11 protein-coding genes are annotated in these 20,962 nt (G+C 41.1%); 9 read left to right on the top strand and 2 right to left on the bottom strand.

Going from position 1 to position 20,962, the window contains the following annotated elements:
* Positions 1–6: 6 nt before the first annotated feature.
* The 9 genes from MXE38_RS06555 to MXE38_RS06595 all read left to right on the top strand — a co-directional run bounded on the left by MXE38_RS06555 (position 7) and on the right by MXE38_RS06595 (position 16,097).
* Positions 7–780, top strand: a complete 774-nt coding sequence (locus MXE38_RS06555; protein ID WP_246913344.1) for a protein phosphatase CheZ — start codon at positions 7–9, stop codon at positions 778–780.
* 9 nt (positions 781–789) lie between these two features.
* Complete coding sequence (locus MXE38_RS06560) at positions 790–2,898, top strand: chemotaxis protein CheA (protein WP_246913346.1); 2,109 nt, start codon at positions 790–792, stop codon at positions 2,896–2,898.
* Positions 2,899–3,673: 775 nt separating this feature from the next.
* Positions 3,674–5,125 (top strand): chemotaxis response regulator protein-glutamate methylesterase, encoded by a 1,452-nt coding sequence (locus MXE38_RS06565; RefSeq protein WP_246913348.1) that lies wholly within the window; start codon positions 3,674–3,676, stop codon positions 5,123–5,125.
* A gap of 621 nt (positions 5,126–5,746) precedes the next feature.
* The gene (locus MXE38_RS06570) at positions 5,747–6,493 is read left to right on the top strand and encodes a flagellar motor protein (protein WP_246913350.1); all 747 of its coding nucleotides are present in this window, start codon (positions 5,747–5,749) and stop codon (positions 6,491–6,493) included.
* A 154-nt stretch (positions 6,494–6,647) separates the two neighbouring features.
* Positions 6,648–7,922: an OmpA family protein gene (locus tag MXE38_RS06575; RefSeq protein ID WP_246913352.1), complete on the top strand. Its 1,275-nt coding sequence runs from the start codon at positions 6,648–6,650 to the stop codon at positions 7,920–7,922.
* A gap of 296 nt (positions 7,923–8,218) precedes the next feature.
* On the top strand, positions 8,219–9,070 hold the full coding sequence (locus tag MXE38_RS06580) for a ParA family protein (RefSeq protein WP_246913354.1): 852 nt from the start codon (positions 8,219–8,221) through the stop codon (positions 9,068–9,070).
* Between the two features lie 203 nt (positions 9,071–9,273).
* Entirely contained in the window at positions 9,274–10,680 is a 1,407-nt protein-coding gene (locus tag MXE38_RS06585) for a chemotaxis protein CheW (RefSeq protein ID WP_246913356.1), read from the top strand.
* Between the two features lie 314 nt (positions 10,681–10,994).
* Positions 10,995–11,507, top strand: a complete 513-nt coding sequence (locus tag MXE38_RS06590; protein WP_246913358.1) for a chemotaxis protein CheW — start codon at positions 10,995–10,997, stop codon at positions 11,505–11,507.
* An 864-nt stretch (positions 11,508–12,371) separates the two neighbouring features.
* Positions 12,372–16,097 (top strand): hypothetical protein, encoded by a 3,726-nt coding sequence (locus MXE38_RS06595; protein ID WP_246913361.1) that lies wholly within the window; start codon positions 12,372–12,374, stop codon positions 16,095–16,097.
* 645 nt (positions 16,098–16,742) lie between these two features.
* Here the strand turns inward: MXE38_RS06595 and MXE38_RS06600 are convergent.
* Complete coding sequence (locus MXE38_RS06600) at positions 16,743–18,704, bottom strand: metallophosphoesterase (protein ID WP_246913362.1); 1,962 nt, start codon at positions 18,702–18,704, stop codon at positions 16,743–16,745.
* Positions 18,705–19,218: 514 nt separating this feature from the next.
* Positions 19,219–20,499 carry an anhydro-N-acetylmuramic acid kinase gene (locus MXE38_RS06605; RefSeq protein ID WP_246913363.1) on the bottom strand — a complete coding sequence of 427 codons (1,281 nt, stop codon included), beginning with the start codon at positions 20,497–20,499 and terminating at the stop codon, positions 19,219–19,221.
* Positions 20,500–20,962: the final 463 nt, after the last annotated feature.

The following is a 20,962-nucleotide window of genomic DNA, read 5'->3' on the forward strand; positions in this document are numbered from 1 at the left end:
CGGTTCATGTCCGATATTTGTCAAGCCCCAGCGATGTTACATGAGTCTGATAAGCCTTTAATTTCATTAGAGGACGCTCGTGAGATCGTAATGTTGCTTGAGGCTGGAATGCAAAAAGAAGCTGATCGCAAGTTGATTGCTGTAACGCAACAACATGAGGAAAGCTTCTATCAGCAAGTAGGCTATTTGACTCGTGATTTACACACAGCAGTGCAAAAGTTTGCCTACGATCCAAGATTACGTGAGATCACTGACGAAGAAATTCCTAATGCATCTGAGCGTCTCCGTTACATTATCTCGGTAACGGACAAGGCCGCAACCCGTACCTTAGATGCAGTAGATAGATGTACTCCAATTGCTTATGCCCTTAAGTCATCTATTGATGATTTAATGCCAATTTGGAAGCATCTTATGAACGGTCGTATCGATCGTTTTGAGTTCGTATTTTTATGCCATCGTATTGACGATCTTTTAAAGAAGACTGCTGAAGATGCCTCAGATCTGTCCAATCAATTGAACGAGATCTTGATGGCTCAAGACTTCCAGGACTTAACAGGTCAGATGATCCAGCGTGTAATTGGATTGGTATCTGAGGTTGAGTCTAAGTTGGTAGAGTTCTTACGATTCTTCGGTCAGTACACCCCTGAGCAAGATCAAGAAAGACTCATGCAGAAAGCCATTGAAGCCCAAGGTCCAGCTCTTGATAGTCAAATTGAGGCAAACACTGCCGCTGCTTCGCAGGACGAGGTAGACGACTTACTAGCAAGTCTCGGCTTTTAGGAGTGAAAGATGGATGAGGAAATTCTACAGGACTTCCTGGTTGAGGCTGGCGAAATTATTGAAAAGCTCGATGAGCAGCTGGTTCAAATCGAGAAGACTCCTGATGATAAGGACCTTTTAAACTCTATCTTCCGCGGATTCCATACCGTTAAAGGTGGTGCAGGATTCTTGGAGTTAAATGAGTTAGTTGATATTTGTCACGCAGCAGAGAACGTGTTCGATATGTTGCGTAATGGCAAGATCACTTTAAACTCTGACTCTATGGATGCAGTTCTTCAGGCTTATGATGAAATCACCCGTCTTTTCTCGGCTGTGCAAAATCGTGAGCCTTTAGAGCCTGTGCCTCAGGAGTTAATCTCTCGTTTACATGATATTGCTGATGGCAAGTCTGGTGCTCCAGCAGCCGCTGCTGCTCCTGCAGCAGCTCCAGCTCCAGCTCCAGAGCCAAAGGTTGAGGCCGTTGCACCTCCACCTCCACCACCTGCTCCAGAACCAGCCCCAGCTGTTGCTGCAAGCTCCTCTGATGGCAGCGATGATGGTCATAGTATTGATGATATCACCGAAGAAGAGTTCGAAGCTTTATTAGATCAATTACACGGCAAGGGTCATGCTCCTGGTGCCGCAGGCGATTTAGCTCTTGAAGAGCATAGCGCTCAAGAAAAGCCTGCTAGTGTAGATGAGACTGATTTAGAGTTTGATAAGATGCTACAGGCTGCTGGCCATAATGACAGCCCAGCAGCCTCAGCTGCTCCTGCACCAGTTGCAGCTCCAGCTGCTGCTGCGCCAGCACCAGCTGCCGCACCAGCTGCCGCAGCTGCGCCAGCTCCAAGCAAAGAAGAAAAGAAGCTTACTGCTATCCAAGAAAAGATTGCAGCAGCTACCAAGGTTCCTGCTCGTGGTAATGCCGCCGCTTCTAGTGGTGCTGCCGCTGATGTTGAGACCACCATGCGTGTTGACAGCAAGGTGCTCGATGACATTATGAACATGGTAGGTGAGTTAGTACTAGTACGTAATCGTTTAGTATCAATAGCTGCTCATCGCTCTGATCAGGAGATGAACAAGGTAATTGCCAACTTAGACGTGGTTACTGCTGACTTACAAGGCTCAGTCATGAAGACTAGATTGCAGCCTATTAAGAAGGTATTCGGTCGTTTCCCACGCTTGGTTCGTGACCTTGCTCGTAAGCTTGATAAACAAATTAACCTTGTCATGGAAGGTGAAGACACCGAACTTGATAAGAACTTAGTAGACGCATTAGCCGATCCTATGATTCACATGGTTCGTAACTGTTGTGATCATGGTATTGAATTACCTAATGAGCGTACTGCTAAGGGCAAGCCAGTCACTGGTACTGTTACCTTATCAGCAGCACAGCAAGGCGATCATATCTTGCTTCGTATTATTGATGATGGCGCTGGTATGGATCCAGATAAGCTTCGTCAAGTTGCTGTACGCAAGGGCGTATTAGATGAGGAAGCAGCTGCCCGTATTTCTGATGAAGAAGCTTACAACTTGATCTTTGCTCCAGGCTTCTCTACTAACACTGTGATTACTGATATTTCAGGTCGTGGTGTAGGTATGGACGTGGTAAAGACCAATATTTCTAAGCTTAACGGCTCAGTACGTGTGCTATCAGAGGTTGACAAGGGTACTACTATTGAGATTAAGGTTCCATTAACCTTAGCTATTTTACCTACCTTAATGGTTCAAATCTCAGGTCGTACTTTCGCTCTACCTTTAACCTCAGTATCAGAGATCTTCTATTTGGATCTTTCATCCATGCGTAATGTGGATGGCCAAAACACTGTAATTATTCGTGACAAGGCTGTACCACTATTCTTCTTGAAGCAATGGTTTGAAAACTCCAATATCTCTGAGTACTTAAAGGGTAAGGCTCATATTGTCTTAGTACAAGTTCCAGCATCTAACTTAATTGGCTTTGTTGTTGATGAGTTAGTTGGTCAAGAAGAAGTTGTGATTAAGCCATTGGATAGTCTATTACGTCATACCCCAGGTATGTCAGGCGCAACTATTACCTCTGATGGTGGTATTGCTCTAATCTTAGATATTCCAGCCTTGATTCGTGCTTATGCTCGTAAAGGCGGCAATCGCTTCTAATATTTGAAGCCTAATTAAGATTATGCACTCTTATGGTAATGATTGCATAAGAGTGCTCTATAGTTTTGTCTTAGTTTTGTAGCATGCTTAGTGTTTAATACTTAAAAAGCGTCCTGCAAATTATTAAGGATAGCTCTAAAGCCTTGCTTTATTGCGTATAACCGACTTAACTGCAATTATTGGAACGATTCATTTCGTCCATCAAAAGGGAGGCTTCTTGTGGGGCCTCCTTTTTATTTTTTGACTGTTGCACTAAAATTAAGAAATTTTTGCAAATAGATACAAGAAAGACTTAATTGTTATATATTTTTTGAATGCGTAATATGGGCGCAACTTACATAGGAGAGAGCCTCTAAGGTGAGAGTCTCTAATTTTGCAAAATTAAGGAGCCATTCATTTTGTCTGCAAGGGGATTTCCTTATGTTAAGTCTTAGAGCCCAAGCATGTAACAACAGCACATTAAATATTTCCAAGTTCAATTAGATAGACAAACTAGACAGAGCATAATCACAATACTTTTTTAAGAACTTGGACACACATTCAAAAGTTGCAAAACATATAGGGCTATAATCAATAACCTAAGTTGTTGGCTATAGATTTAGTAAATGATTAAAAGTTAGTGCTAACTTTTTATTAAACAATGACAACTTACAAGACTGCATCAAGTGATTAAGAACTTATTTTCTTAATTTTGTCTAAATATAAGAGAGCACTTAACAAAAATATTACCTCAAATGGGTTTTCCCTTTGTAGGTCGTGGATTTAAGAGGTTTTTATGGCAATTAAGGTACTCATCGTTGATGATTCTACCTTCTTCAGAAAAAGACTTACTGAGATTATTAAAGGCGATCCTGCTTTTGAGGTTATTGGTGAGGCCAAAGATGGTAAAGAAGGTGTAGAGAAGACTTTATCCTTACACCCTGATGTAATCACTATGGACGTAGAGATGCCTGTAATGGACGGTATTACCGCTGTACAGGAAATTATGAATAAGTGTCCTACTCCAATTTTGATGTTCTCTTCTTTGACTTTTGAAGGTGCCAACTCCACATTTAGAGCTTTAGAGGCTGGTGCAGTTGACTTCATGCCAAAGAACTTCGATGATATCGCTCACCGCCGTGAAGACGCTCTTAATACTTTAAGAGCAAGCATTAAGGCTGTGGCCCGCTCACATATTCGTCGCAGTGTTCCTCGTGCTTCTTTAAGCACTGCTGGCAGCAGCAGCGCATCTGGCGCAAGCGCTGCTAGCGCACCATCATCTTTAGGAACTCGCTCTACTTTAAGTTCACGTATTGGCGGTGGTATTCCAAGCGCTCCTAGCACCTTAGGTACTAGCCGTTTAAGCTCATTAGGAACTAACCGTAACTCAACTTTAGGTTCTAGTGCCTCCAGTGCTGCAAATACCTCAAGCACTGCAAGCACTAGTACTCGCACTTCAACTTTAGGCTCACGTCCTGCTCCAAATATTGCTAATTTAGCTATTAACAGCCCAGCACCAACTGCTGTTACTAGCACTTCTGCTCGTGTGCGTGATGATTTTGAGAAGGTCTATTCTTCCATTTCTAACGTTAACCAGGGTCGTCCAGCTGCTGCTATTAGCTTTAGCTTTGGTAATGCCAAGGGCGTATCTACTAACTTTAAGGTCTCAGGTAAGGCTCACGAGTTAGTTGCTATTGGTTCTTCTACTGGCGGCCCAGTGGCTTTACAGAATATTATTCCAAAGCTTCCTCGCTTAAATGTGCCAATTATTATTGTGCAGCATATGCCTGCTTCATTTACTAGCACCTTTGCACAAAGACTTAATGGCCTAAGCCAAAACGAAGTAGTTGAAGCTCAGGATAATATGATGCTTGAGCCAGGACATGTTTATATTGCTCCTGGTGGTCACCAGATGATTTTAGAGCGTGGTGCTGGTAAGACTAGAACACGTATTTTGCCTGCTGATCCACGTGTGGTCTATCACCCTTGTGTAGACGTAACCTTTGCCTCTATTGCCTCCGTTTATGGCGGTAATGTCTTATCCATGATTTTAACTGGCATGGGCTCTGATGGTTGTGAAGGTTGCCGTATCCTACGTCAAAAGGGCGCTGTAGTATGGGCTCAAAATGAGGATACCTGTGTAGTATATGGTATGCCTCAGGCTGTGGTTAATGCAGGTTTAGCAGACCAAATCTTACCTTTAGATAAGTTTGCCGATTGCATTACTCAAGAAATGCGCCGCTCATAATTAAGAGTTCATTTAAATTAATAAACCCAAGACTAAATTAGCCTTGGGTTTATTTTTGCCTACAATTCAGGCAAAGCGTCAAATGTTTAGCATTAGCACAATTAGCAAAACTAATTAATGTGCTATCATTGGTCATTGGCAGTTTTTTGGCTAAGACTTTTGGCATAATTTTAGCAAAGGTCTAAAAAACTTATCTTTACTAGCCTTGTGAAACCTTAGTGTGGAGCAAGAAATGGCTTATCTTAAGTAAAATTAAGACTTGCTATTAGTAAAGCTAGTTTGCTTAATTATGCTTTTGCTTTTAGTTAAGTAAACTGGAGAGTAGATTTATTCTTAAAATTTGCTTGTGATTAATAATTTTGTTTCTCCATGCTGATTTTTAGAATAAGTGCTATAGGCACAGCGCATCACGTATGTGATAGGAGGGAGGATCAACACTTTGGGCTGGCTCTTGCTGCTCAAGGAAGTTTGGTGTGCCCTATTTCGTCAGTTAGTTATTTTGACTAAGGAGACACTAGGACACTGTTCTTGTAGTTTTACAAGCAATCTGAAGTGCTTTTTAATCCTAAGCTGATAAGCACTGTGTTGATTAATATTGAGCTTTGTTCGGTGTAATAATTTATGAACTTACTAGGTGTAGTAATTGCGATAGGCTGTATTATTGCCACTATGTTGCTAGAAGGTACCCACCCAACAGCACTGGTTAACTTCCCTGCATTCTTGGTAGTAGTAGGTGCATCCTTCTCTGCTTGTATTGTGCAGTTCTCCTTCCGTGAAGTTTTAACTGCTTTAAAGCATGTGTTGTGGTTAGTTTCAGCTCCTCGCTTAAACTTCCAATCACAAGGTGAGCTTTTAGCTGGCATGTCTACTATTGCCCGTCAACAAGGTCCATTGGCTTTGGAAAACTCTGTTGCCTCAGCAAATGATGACTTTACTCGTACTGGCATTCAAATGATTGTAGACGGTGTAGATAAAGATGCTTTATATGCGCTTTTAGAAAACGCCATCGAGTTAGAGCAACAAAAATTAGAGCCTAACGCTAAATTCTTCGAGTCCATGGGTGGTTACTTCCCTACCATGGGTATCGTGGGTGCGGTATTAGGTTTGATTCACGCTATGTCCTTGCTTGATCGTCCAGACTTATTAGGCCCATCCATTGCGGTGGCGTTCGTTGCTACCATTTATGGTGTGGCAGGCGCTAACGTATTCTTAATTCCTGCTGCTAACCGTATTCGTTCCATTAACGCAGAAATTGCGCTCTTTAAGTATATGACCTTAGAAGGCCTAGTATCCATTGCTAGCTCTGAGAATACCTTAATGCTTAAGCGCAGAATTGGTGTTTACACTGGTAACTTAAATGGTGATTAGTATTTAATACTAATAACTCTAGTGACAGTGAGTTCTTTGAAGGCCCTAAAAAATTAGGGTCTAAAGTGTTAAAAAGCAATAAGGCGCAGCTTATAAGTGAGCAAGAGCCTTGAGAGTATTCAAGATGCTTTATTGCTTTTAAAGGACAGGAAAAATGGCTAGAAAGAAAAAACATGCAGGTCACGAAAACTTAGAGCGTTGGCTGGTATCCTACGCTGACTTCATGACATTGATGTTTGCTGTGTTCGTGGTGCTCTATTCCTTTGCTATGGCCAAATCTGTAGATGCTCAGTCTATGATTAAGGGCCTGATGGCATCATTTAGTGAAATGGGCATGGTGTCAGCTGTCCCTGGTGTTATTGCGTTGCCAGGCCCAGTTGCTAATTTAATGGCTGATGCTTCTTTAGCATCTGCCTCTAGTGCCCAAGGTGAAGTTCAGACTCAAGCCCAAGGTGGCGGTGGTGTTATGGACTTTGGTGTCACTCAGCAAAGTATTGAAGATGCTGGTGCAACCGAGCAAACTTCTAATTCTGATGAAGAGGCTGAGGCCATTACCCAGGGTGAATTAGAGGCAAGTGAAGTTACCGAGGCTACTAATGGTAGCTTAACCAATGTTACTCCTGATAGTGAAACTAATAAGAGCTCAGGCATGACCAAGGGTGGTAAGCTTGACGAGGTTTCTGAGGGCGGTGTAGGCCCTGCTGATAGTGAGTACGAGGGCGACTATGAATCTGGTCAGCCATTTAGCACTCTGATGCGTTCTATTTCTGAGACTATCTCAGCAGAAGGCTTAAGCGGAGATATTATTGTTGAGCATGATCCTAATTGGATTACTATCAATATTTCTTCCTCATTATTGTTTGCTTCTAACTCAGCATCAATCTTGACTCGTTCACGTCCAGTTATTGCAACTATTGCTAGCGCTCTTAAGGATGTTAATAACTATATTCGTGTACGTGGCTATACCGATAATACTTTTGTTCCAAGCGCTATTTACGCTAATAACTGGGATTTATCATCCAAGAGAGCTATTAATGTGCTTCAGGAACTTGAGACTAATGGTATTGATCCTCAGCGCTTAGCTGCCGAGGCTTACGGTCAGTACTCACCTTTCTACTCTAATGCAACTCGTGCAGGTCGTGCACAAAACCGTAGAGTAGTAATTGCTATCTCTCGAGAGGCCTTAAAGCCAGAGACCTTAGCAATTGTTCCTGGTAATAGTGATCGTATTATCCCAACTCGTCGTGCTGGACAAGGTGGCTTTAGCTTCCAGTCTAATGTTGACGGTTCGGTAAGCTTTAAGGCCGATCCTGTAGAGGACAATATGGGTAACCAAGGTGCAGCTCCAGCAGCTGTTCCAGGTGATGATGGTCAAGAGGGGGGTAGCACTCGTTTTGAAATCCCTAACTTTGGCCCACAAGCTAATTAGTCATTAAAACTTTTATACGCAAAAAGGCGCTATCGAAAGGTAGCGCCCTTTTTGTTTACTAATTCAGATTTAAAATAGTCAATGCAAATCCAAATTCAGGAGTCGCTAACAAAGCTCGCCTTGACTGTTTCATTTGAAAGTCCCTAAAAGCCTGTTAAAATATTTAGCTAATCTGGTAGGTATTTCTTAATACTGGCTTAGTAATAGTCTAGTCTTTAACCAAGGAACAGAGCACTTTATTTTTACTATTAGGTCGTGGCACATTCCAAGGGTTATATATTATTTAGGAGTTATCAGTGTTAGTTTGGGCAGTTGCAAGTCAGAAGGGTGGTGTGGGAAAGACGACCACAGTGGCAACACTAGCTGGCTGGTTACAAAAAGAAAAGCTCCGTGTATTAGTTGTTGATACCGATCCGCATGCCTCATTAACCTCCTATTTAGGTTATGAAGATGAGCGCTCAGAGCAGTTTAACCTCTTTGATCTTTATGCTATGAAAGATCTTAGCCGTGAGGGTGTATTAAATTGCATTACTCATACTGCTCATGAGGGATTGGATTTAATCGCAGCTTCTATGACTTTAGCCACTATCGATCGTCATTTGTCTGGTCGTCAGGGCGTAGGTCGTATTTTGGCTCGTTCTTTAAAGCTTATTGAAGATTGCTATGATGTAGTGCTAATTGACTGTCCTCCAGTCTTAGGTGCACTGATGGTTAACGCCTTAGTGGCCAGTACTACTATTATTGTTCCAACTCAAACAGAGTTCTTGGCCTTAAAGGGCCTTGAAGGTATGGTTCGAACCTTTACTGTAATGCAAAGGGCTAATCAAAGTGTTCATTTTGAGTATTTGATTGTGCCAACTATGTATGATCGTAGAACTAAAGCATCAGTACAAAGTTTGAGCTACTTAAAGACCCATTATCGTGATCATATATGGCAAGAAAGTATTCCTGTAGATGTTTCTTTTAGAGAATCATCTGCAAAGCGTTTGCCTTTGCCTTTAATGGATGAAACAAGACAGGGTGCTGTTTCTTACCATCGTCTTTTAAAATATATTGTTGAATTTGAGTTAGAGCGTCACCCTCAAAGAGTAGGTAGCAAATTATTGGAGATGCTCGAAAGACTCCAATACATGCCAGACCAAATTTAACTAACTAACTAACTAAGCGTCTTTTTTACAGTAGGTACTCCCAAACTTACCTCTGTTTAAAGATATTCACCATGGTTAGGCTTAGTATTTTTTAGATTAAGTAAGCACATTATCAGATTTAGGATCTTGCTAGTTAAGATTAGTGTAATTACTTTTGATAGCTTATTGAGACCTAATTTAGGCTCATAAAAGGAGTATTTTTGATGTCAGTAAGTCATCACGATCGCGAAGAGGAAACTCTCATCGCTTATTTCCAGCAAATGCTGGCAGATGTAGATGACCAAGAGTTCGATGGTGAGCTTCAAGCTCAAGGCGGAGATCTATACGCCACTCCTGCACATAAGTCAGCTTATAGTGTTGAGGCTAATAAGCAGGTTCTAAGTAGCGCTAATGAGGCAATCAAACACACTCATGATGAGTCACCTTATTATGAGGTACCACCAACTAAGAGTGCCTCTAAAGATAATGTAAGCTCTAGCTATAGCCAAGATTACTATCAAGAGTACTCCCCTAAAACTAAGGATAGTGCCTCTGCAAATGACTTAGGATCAGGCGCTAACAATGTAACTAGCATTGAGTCTAAAGTAAGTCCTATTGAGCAAGATTATACTCCTGAGCCTCAAATGCAATTGGCTCCTCAAGCCAAAGTTGCCGAGAAAACCTTAGACTTTGCCTCTCCTAGCGATAGTGGTAGCTTACAACGTCTCTTAGCAACAGTAGAGACTCATACTGAGACTGAAACCAAGGTAGAAACTAAGGCCGAGCCAAAGCTCGAAACCAAGGTAGAAACCAAAGCAGAGCCACAGGTTGAGGTTAAGGTTGAGCAACCTAAGCTTGAGACCAAGGCCGAGCCAAAGGTAGAAACCAAGGTCGAGCCAAAGGTTGAGGCTAAGGTTGAGCAACCTAATGTAGAACCAAAGGTTGAGACCAAAGTTGAGCAGCCTAAGGTCGAAAATAAGGTGGCTGCCCCAGCCCCAGCTGTAGCAGCTGCCCCAGCAGCTGCGGCACCTGTAGTAAAGAGTGCTCCTGTAATTGCAGCTACTAAGCAGGCTGCAAAGGCTGTAATTAAGACTCCTCAGCAGCTGGCTCAAGAGCGTATGGCTAAGAAGCTCGAGGCTATTGCCGCAGAGTGGAAGAATGTCGATTTGGGCGAGCAGTTCCAAGTGTTATTCTTCTTAGTACAAGGCGTTCGCTTTGCTGTACCTTTAATTGATTTAGGCGGCATTTTTGAGTGCGAAAAGATTACTCAATTATTTGGTAAGCCTTCTTGGTTTATGGGTATTACTGATGTTCGTGGCGATAAGATCAATATTGTTGATACTTTACGCTGGGTAATGCCTGAAATTAAAGACAGCCCAGATAAATATCCATATTTGATTTCACTTGGTAATACTGAGTGGTCAATCGGCTGTGATATCTTAGAGGGTAATCGCACTTTAAATAAATCTCAAATTAAGTGGCGTGAAATCCCTGGTAATCGCCCTTGGCTTGCTGGTATTGTGACCTCAGATAAGTGCGCTGTGTTACATGTGCAATCCTTAATTGCCTTGTTTGAAGCGGGCGCTGATATTGAAGATCTCAACAAAAATCTTAAGACTGACAAAAAGTAAGAAATTTTGTTGGTAAAGAAAGAGCTAATAGAGCCGTAATTATTTGTTGTTTGTAGCTATAATTAGGCTCTAAAGTGCGATAAGGGCCGATAATTTGGCTATAATTAAGAGAAATATTGCTTATCTAATATATAATCAGTTAGGCATTATTTTTCAAAATAGATTTCATTAATGCGCTTTAGCGCAGACCAAAATCAGACTGATAAGGAACCTTAAATAAGGGGCCATAGTAGGGGCTGAATAAGCTCAACATATCAGTTGCTCTCCACCAGTTGTTGTTATGGTTGGAGATTGAGTTTAGAGGACTTTATAAAATGGCTAATGAAGCAGCAACTTCATCCTCAATTTACGAACCAGATAACAATTCCCAAAACGAAGTATTACGCTGGGTAACTTTCCAATTAGATAAGGAAATTTATGGCGTAAACGTAATGCAGGTTCGTGAAGTTTTACGTTACTCTGATATTGCTCCTGTTCCAGGTGCACCAGCTTACGTACTCGGCATTATTAACTTACGTGGTAATGTAGTATCTGTTATTGATACCCGTATGCGTTTTGGTTTACCTCCATCAGAGATCACTGATAACACTCGTATCATGATCATTGAGTCTGAGCGTCAGGTAGTTGGTATTTTAGTTGATTCCGTAGCTGAGGTAGTTGATCTCAATACTGCTGATATTGATGATACCCCTAATGTAGGTACCGAGGAGAGCGCTAAGTTTATTTGTGGTGTTTGCAACCGCGATGACGACTTATTAATTCTTATCGATCTCTACAAACTCTTAACCGAAGAAGAGTGGCAAGATATCGCCAATATTTCTAACTAATAACTAGATAGTAATTAGTTTTAACAAAAAAAGAGCCTCATTATTATGAGGCTTTTTTTATTGTAGGTTTTTTTATAAAAGATATAGTCTCTGGTATTAGGCTTTACTTTGGTCAAAAGCTAAAAGCAGCACTCTATCTCACCTAGATAGGCCTTATTCAAACCTACCAGCATGCGTCCATATCAAATGTTGGTTTTTTCAAAGGCCACTCAATAAGTTAATACAGTCATAGCCTATATCTTAGGTACATGGTCTTTAGCCAGCTCTCTGGCACAAGCCCCGCAGGCCCTAGCCTGGCAGTCCCATGGCTCTGGCACCTGGTCCATGGCCCATGGCTCTGGTTCTGAGCTTGCTGGTCTAGCAGCATGCCTAAGCAAGCTCTTCATGGCAGTAGCCTGAGGTAGCAAGCGTCAACTTGCGGTGGCCTGTAGCACCTTGCTAGATCCTACAATGGGGCAGGGAGCGTATTGTAGTGCCATGCTTAGGCTGCTTTGCTTTCTGGGCTGGGGCAGCAACTATCTATCGTAGCCATGGTTCAAAGGTGATAGCACTAGCTTTTATGGCTTTAAGATAGATGTTACACAAAATGCAGTGGCTTGCTTATTAGTTGGGGTAGTTTATAGCATTTAGAGTTTGACTAAGATTGCCATAGTAGTGCGGTTTATTAACAAGGGATTTGATAAAACATGGTATAATTAAGAGTTTTTTTGTCATTTAGTTGTAAATATAACTAATGATATTCGTAGGATTGTTTGCTTTTTGGTTAAACAGCATGGTGGCACTATTTTTAAGATAAACGCTATTACAAGCGCTGGGTTAAAAATTTGTGGCTAAGGTTTATAGTTAATATTTAGGATTATGGTAATGGACATCACTAATGGCAATTTAGGCTTGCTTCCTTTTTATTTTATGGGCGGTCTAGTGGTTGTTCTATTCTTGCTTTTAGTATCTTTTATTTTAAATAATAAAAGAGCCTCTCGTATTGAGGCCGTTATGGATGAATTGCAAGAACGTTTGGTGCAATCTGAAGTTGCTTTAGCTGATGCTGGTAAGTCTTTAGATGAGTTGTTCGGTAAGCGTAGAGCTAATGGTGGTGAACTTAATATTCCTACCGATTTAGAGTCATTAACTTTCATTGATGATGAGGGCAATACTCATAATTTAAAGGAAACAATTGAGTCTTTAAAACAGCAAATCAATGATGTAGGCGCTGAACAGCACCGTTACTACCAAAGTATTATTCAAGAGCAGCAGGTTTTAGTTGAGTCTGTATCTTCTTTAAAGGATTTAATTGCCAATATCCAAGCTGATCGTGCTAACAATGCTACAGGTGGTAATCAGGCTAATGATAATAGTGGTAGCTTTAATCAGGTCATGCCACAGACCTATGCCGATCCTCAAGAAAATGCCTATTTAGAGGCTGAACAGGCCTTTAACCAAAGCGCTAATGGTATTTTTATGCCTCCAGGGGCTGCTGCTAATATGATGGGTAGCGAGCAAAATAATAATGATGATTTAGCCTCTGATGCTTCTTTTGCTCAAACTGCCGCTGATATTGCCCAATTAGTAGCTAAAACCGATTTTAGTGCTATCGATCCAAATAGCGCTCCTACTACTATTGGCGAGCATATGCAAAATGCTCAACGCCAGGCCATGCCACGCCCAAATCAGGCCAATATGCAAAATATGAGAGCAAATAGAGCTCCTGGCAATAACCAAGCACGTAACAACAATAATCAGGCTCCTAGCCATAACGGTCAGAGCCATGGCATGCAGAATAATAAGGCCCAAGGCTTTGTAGGTGGCCGTGACCCAATGAATCCTTTGGGTATTAATAACCAAGTTGCTAATAATAGTTTTGACCCTCAAGCAACATTTGGTAATGGAGGCTCTGATCTTGGCTCTATGAATGCTAAGGAGAATCCCACGCCAGGTTTATTACCGCCAGAGGAACAACTCATCGAATATGAGATCCCAAGCCCAAGCTCAGAACAGATTATCAAGAATGAGCAATCCTTATCGCTAGATAATAACCAAGAGACCACTAGCTTAGTAGATGCTATTGATTTTAATGAGGTAGTATTACCGAACGTTAATATCGATCCTAATGCCATTGGCGATACTGCTGAGGTGGCTTTAGGTATGGATAGCCTAAACTCTGATAGTAATAGCAATTTAGCCCAAAAACTTGAACATGATGGCTGGCAAGTGGCTGAAATTGAGCCAATGGCTGCCTTTGCTGATCAAGAGATTAAGGGTGCTATTGCTGATAAGGGAGCTCATGATCATCATGAATTAAATCACGGCAAGAGCAATTCTGATGAAGATCGTTTTGATGCCTTAGAGAATTTTTCTAAGCTTTATAACCACTCTGTACAAGACGAGAACTCTGACAAGCCTAATAACTTGTTAGAGAGTTCTTTTGGCTCTGAGCAAAGTGTTAACCAAGCTACTGGCAATACTCAATTAACCATTGATTATACCTCTAGTGATTCTTTAGATAGCTTAGATAACCTTAAGGTGGCTGTTAACCATGATATGTCCCCAGGTGTGGCTAAGAACAATGACGCTCAGAGTAATCTTAAAGGCGACATGTCTGCTGCCAATGTGGACTATTTAAAGGTTCCACAAAATGCTCCTGTGGTTGATATGATTTATGATCATAACTATGTACAGCAGCAAAAAGATAAGCGCCCTAATGGTATTAGTATTGATACTTTAGATAAAGCTAAAACCTTTATTGAGGCAGGTGTATCTTTAACTGAAATTTCAGCTAAGACTGGTCTTAGTGAAGACGAGATTAAGCTTATCTACGATGTAGATGAAAATGGCAAGATTAAAGACACTACAGCTCAATTTAAGAAACAAGCTGAGGACAGTGAAGAAAGTATCTTAGACACTAATGTAGCTGACGATAAGGACAATAACGATAGTAAAAACTTATCCCATAAAGCTACTAGCAAGAAAAAGGGTGCTAAGAAAAATAATAAGACCTCTGTAAAGCAAAGCCATGCAGTACAAGACAATAATCCATCATCAGCTTTAGATAAAGATGAGCGTATGGTTATTGAGTCTATGATGCAAGAAAAGCATGATCCATTCTCTCAAGAGGTGGCAAAAGAGCTAACTCAAGAGTTTGATACTCAAGAGGACAAGTCAAATAGCATAACAGTACAGAGCAGTGATCCTATTCCTGCACCTGTAGGGGAAGAGCTATCAGAAGAGGAGGCTCTGGCTGCTAGTTTGTTATCACGAGAAATGCTTGAGGAAGGAAAAATACCTGAGCTTTCTCAAGAGGCCGACTTTAAGGCCGCTGTAGAGCAAAATAAACTAGAGCGTGAGCAAGCCTTAGCGCAAAGCATTGAGGAGACACAGGTAGCTGCTACTTTGGATAATAACTTAGATGCTATTGATCGCCTTGCTAATTCTATTATTAGTGAGAATGAAAAGAATGGCTTACTAAGTACCAAAGAGCACCATAGTGAGCCTGTATCTGATATAGACGATCCGCTTAATGTGCTAGGGGACTTTAAACATAAAAAGGGATCCTCTGTAGCAGCTTTAGCTCAAAGTATTAAAAATACCTCTGATGACTACATGGCTGAATTAGAGCACGACATTAATGATGCCCTTAAAGATGATAGCGTAACTATTGGCTCTTCTGCGGCTGTTAAAAATAAAGCACCAGCTAATAAGCAAAGTGCCCAAGATAATTTAACTGTTGAGCAAAGAGTGCAAGCTAATCGTAAAAAGATTAGTTCTTTAGCTAGTTCAAAAGATAATCCATCTCAGGCTGCTCGTGCTGCTATGCAAGCTCAAAAGAGCCGTAATTCACGCAAGAGCAAAGCCCGTGATCAAGGTGCTATTGGCGCAGTAGGATCTGCAACCTCTGAGCGCTCTTACGATGGCATGGATTTAGGTGGTACATCCTTTAGCCAAAATGCAGCAGCTAACCGAGCTCCAAATCGAGCTCAAAGCCAAGCTGTAAAAGCTAATGCTGCCAATAATGATTTAGCTATGAGAGCCGCTCTTGATAAAGGCCCACAAAGCTCAGGTCGAGGTCTGTCAGCCTTATTAGGTGCTGATATTGATGATGATATGACCTTAGAGCAATTAACTGCTCCAAGAGCTATGGATAAGCCAATTAAGAGCAATAATTATCCTACTGTAGATGAGGCTTTAGCTCAGATTGAGAGTACACCACGTAGTGCTCCTTTATCATTAGGTGCTATTGAACAGCGTGCTACACCAGCTACCTCAAGTTTTTCGTCAGTAAGCTCGAAAAACCCTGGTATGGCTGATGTTATTGCCATGGCTCCTATGGCCCTTGGTTCCATAGAGGGTGATGTTGATGGCATGGTAGCAGGGGCTATGATAGAAGATGAGGATCCAGCTGCGCTATTAAGTCAGGTAGTTAAAGGTGGGTTCAACTCAGTAGCGCTCAGCAATGATCAACTTAATACTTTAAATGAGATTAACTCAAATGGTATTCCAAGTAACAGTGTAGCTACTGCCACCGCCCCTCAAGGCAAATCGCAACACTATGCTAATTACCAAGCACGTAATGCTTACGGCATTAAGCGTCGCTAATTTAAAAGGCTACCTCAATAGGTAGCCTTTTCATTTTTGCCCCAGCTCCAACCTACGCCGCATCCTGGCTACCACCGGGCCAAGCCCTTGACATCTCTAGGCCGCAGCCTAACCACGTGCTTGCAGCCGCCTTGCCAGAGCCTAGACACACTCTAGCAGCCATCTTAAAAATACAGTACCAGTTAAGCTAACTGTTGTTGGGATCTGGTTCTTATTTAAATTACCAAATTTTATTATGTTAAGAATGCATTTTTGATTTATCATAGCTTGTTCAATTTTTTGGTAGGAGGCAGGTATTGCCTCCTTTCAAAAAGGAACAAATTATACATAAAATTACAAGAAGTATATTTTTCTAATTTTTAAAGAGCACAAATGGCGTATTTAAGCCATCTTTCTTATCCAGCTAAGCTGGAAGTTGGAGTTAGGTATAAGTGTATGCCAAAGTCAGTATCCTGAGGATACTATAGGTAGCTCCAAGGGTAAGAGCCTGACAGCTTCTAAGCAGGTACTTCTGAGGTTAAGGGCTATAAGGCGATAGGCATGCTATAGGTAGGCCTTATTAGGGCCTATACCTATATGAGCAGATTATTTGTAGCGTTAATAATGAGGTGAAGATATAGCGCTAAGGATAAAGGGAGCTGTTAGCTATTTTTGTTGCTTTTGCAATAAATCCTTTACGGCTTTATCATCGATTTTTTCTTGAGAGTTACCCAAAGAAATAGCATATTCTGTTTGAATTTCAGCGGTAACATCTTCTGCTTGTTTCTCTTTAGCAATAAGTTCTTCAGTGCTTAAGTAGACTGACTGTTCTTTATTGGCAGCTGTTGGAACTTGCTTGCCTTGAGTGCTATTTGATTTAGGGCTAGTAATGGTAATAGCAGGCGCTGTCTTAGCATTACTGTTTTGCAATAACTCTTGATCGTGCTTATCATTTGGGCCTGGTTTTAGTACTACTAATTTAATGCCATCAGGCAAGGTAGAGGTCTTATTAGGGGCAACCACGCATTGCTCTAATGGTTTTTCATTGTCTTCTTTATTGCTTTGAGGGCCTTCTTTTAAGATTGCAATAATACGCTCTCTTTGATCAGCACTGATATCATCTGGTAGTAGTGCTAGATTGGTAATACTCTGGTAGGTTTTACCACTTTCAGTATCCACCATAGGTAAAATTAAATTAATACCAGAAATACTACCTGTTTTAGTTTTAATTTCTCCAGATAAAGTGCCACCATAAGCGCCATCAAGATTTACTTTTGGCTCTTTTGTCTTGGCTAAATCCTGAGATTGAGTCTTTCCTTGAGCTTGAGCTTGGTTGTTACTTTGTGAGTTAGCGGTCAGCACCATAGAGCCTGCTTTAACTTGGTTTGCCAGGGCCTGAGCAGGGGGTTGGCCTTGGCCTTGTACTTGGCCCTGAGCCATGGCCTGTGCCTTAGCTTGAGCTTGGGCCTGCTGCTTTGCTAGCAGTTCACGTTGCAAATCGGCTCTGCGGGTAATATTAATGGTGCCCTTAGTAGGTTTGGTCTTAGAGCGTAAGGTCATAACAATAAACTCATTAGGTACGCCTAAACGCATAGAGTAACCAGACCATACAGCTATACCGTTGCTAACAATTAAGTCAGTATTGTTAATACGATAGTGGCCAGACAAAAAGCCCTCATTAATTTTGGCTACCACTTGATTGAGACCTAAAATCAAACCACCATGAGTATGGCCTGATAAAACTAAATCTACCTTTTTATCACTGTGGGCAAAATCAATAGCATATGCAGGACGGTGAGAGAGCACGATAGTAGGGGCACTATCATCTAAAGCTTGAGCTACGCCTTTTACATCAGGCATAGGAAGTCCATAATTAGCAGCCTTAGGATCAGTAATACCACCTAAGGTTAAGAGTGTTTTATTTTTGTCATCTTGTAGTGCTACTACTTTGTTATCTAAGCTCATAATGCCGCCTTTAACAAAGTAATCATGCCATGATTGATATCCTGAGTAATACTCATGGTTACCAGTAGTCAGATAAACACCAAATTTGGCTTTTAAATTAAATAGTAATTTAGTTACCGCATCTCTCTTGTTTACTTGACCATCAATAAGATCACCTGGAAGTAAAATTAGGTCTGGATTGAGACTATTGATTTTATTAACAATGTCACCTACATAGCTAGGATCGGTAGTGGTAGTAATATGAAAGTCTGAAACCATAATTACACGCATACCGTCTAGTCTAGGATCCAATCGCTCCATGGTGACTTGATAGTGATTAATACGAGGCTTGCTATAGGCTGTAGAAGTGCCATAGCAGGCTACAGCTAGCGCTAAGATGAGCATTAGCTGGGCATGAAAAAGGGAAAATGCTGGCAGAACAAAAGCTTTATAGGAGCGCTTAATAATTTTGGCTCCTAAATTTAATAGCGAGCGAAATACTACTAGTCCTGCTAAAGTAATGAGAGTAGTGCGAGATAAGTCTAAAACAAAGTTAAGGTTATAAGGAATATCAGGGTCAAAAGGATTGCCACCAACAATCAAGTGTAAGTAATTACGGCTAATACCTAAGATTACTAATAAAGATAGAATAGTTTTCGAGCGCCAAGAAAGCCTTAAAGGCATAATAAGCCCAAAAAGCAAAACCAGAAGAACAACGAGAGAAACAAGGTTTTGAGTGTTTGACATAAATGGCACTACTTAAATACAGCTATAAATAAGAGAGCTCATTATAATACCCCAAAATTAGCATAGACATATGGATCGCAAAAAAGCTAAAGATTAATGATCTCATACCAGCCATTAGCCATCTTAAGTGCTGCGCACCTTACTAAGCTTTAGCCCCTTTATAAGTGCTCAAAGCATTTCATGGTCTGTTTAGCTGGAAGTTTTACCAAAGCACTAATCATAGAACAAGCAAAGAGTACTTTGAGTCGATAAAAGCCCTGCAATAGCTTAATGCCTTACTATCAATAGCACGAGGCGCAATGCTTTAAAGATAGCGCACATTAGGAGAGCCTTGTTAGAGTTAAAAGAGGCCCTGTGCACTGAGGTCTTCTTAGCTGAGTAAGCCTTATGCACAGGGAAGGCGCTAGGATTAGATGCTAGCGTGGGTGGGGCTGTAGAGCGTATGCAGCGCTTAAGTGCGGGCGCTAGTACAAGCGCAAGCGCTGGTGCCAGAGCAGGCTCTGGCACTGGTGCTAGAGCGAGTGCGGGCGTAAAAGCCTGATGGAGCTGGGCAAATACAGCCTAAAATGGATGGGCGAGAGGCATGGGTGCTGTTATGCAAAGGCAAACAATGAGCATGAACAGTACAATAGGCAAAATAAGCAAAAGCTTGAGCCTCTAAAAACTTTGCATCAATGCCAAAATCAGAACATTGGGCAATAGTTAAATTAAGCTTAGCCTCATGAGCTAATAGAGCCATTCTTTCTAGTAAATAGCTGTTAAAGGCACCGCCACCACAAGCGACAATTTCAATATCTTTGCATAAGGTACTTTCATGGTCTTGGTAAACTTTAGCTATAGCATCGATCACTGTTTTAGCTGTTAGCTCGGTAAGAGTAGCTAAAATGTCACAGAGATTAGCTTGAGTTAAATTAGTCAGATCATACTGACTTAAGTAGTCAGAGATAAAATTACTATTAAAGAGCTCTCGGCCTGTAGATTTTGGATAAGGCTGAGTAAAGTAAGGATGAGAGAGTAGTTTAGTCAGTGCCTGATGGTTAACTTGTCCTTGACGAGCTAAATTACCATCTTTATCAAAGCTGATATTTAGGTAGGTACGGCAGATATAATCAATTAAAGTATTGGCAGGGCCTGTGTCAAAAGCACTAATTAAAGCGCCTTGAGCTCCTAATACAGTGATATTAGCAATGCCTCCTAAATTTAGAACCACTCTAGTTTTATTGGCACTGGCAAAAACCATCTGATGAAAAGCTTGAGCAAGCGGTGCTCCTTGTCCACCATTAGCAATATCAGCTGCTCTAAAGTTAACAATAGCATCAATATCGGTGCTGTTGGCTAATAAAGGGCCATTATCAATTTGGAGGCTAAAGGCATCTTGAGGCTGGTGACAAATCGTTTGACCATGAGCTCCAATAGCGCAAATATCTTGAGCTTGATAATGGCTCTGGGCTAATAATTGTTTAACCGCAAGAGCTTCTTTAGTTGCGACTACATTAGCTCCAAGACCTAAACTATAAACATTATCATGAGCGCTATGAGGCTGACATAAACCATTTAACAATAGTTTTTCCTCAGTAGTCCAATCACAGGAGGTAGTAGCTAAAGTTTTAAACTTTAAGCAACCTTGTTCATCAGCCTTGATAGACATAAGAACGCCATCTAAGCCATCAATGCTAGTTCCTGACATAAGACCAATAAACAATTGTTCTACATCCTGGTGCTCATCATTCATGATTACTTTCTCCAGCCTAATTTACTTATGGATGCCCTTTAGGCATTTTAAAACTTAAACAAAAAATAATGAGATCTTAGCCTAAGAGCTTTAACAAATAGGCGTAATTCTCCACCTATAACTCGAAGAGTTTAGGTGGAGATGTAAGCCTACATCTTAATAACATTATAGCGGTCGATCTTGCTTTTCTATATATTCTCTCAAAACAGATAGAGGAGCACCTCCAACTGAAATTAGGCAGTAAGCTCTTGACCACATAGCATTTGTTCCAAAATAAAATTGACTTAAATAAGCAGATTAGTGTTTTCTTATGTGTTTTGAGCTAATGGTTTTGAGGTAATTGTAAAGTATAGCGGTACTATAATTTAACCCCTGACTTTTATAGGATTGATGCATGTTTTACAGTAAGCGGAGGCATATTGAACATGCAAAAATCGCCCAATGTATCCTCGGTAATCAATAA

This window comes from Anaerobiospirillum sp. NML120448 (assembly GCF_023050945.1).
Classification (GTDB): Bacteria; Pseudomonadota; Gammaproteobacteria; order Enterobacterales; family Succinivibrionaceae; genus Anaerobiospirillum.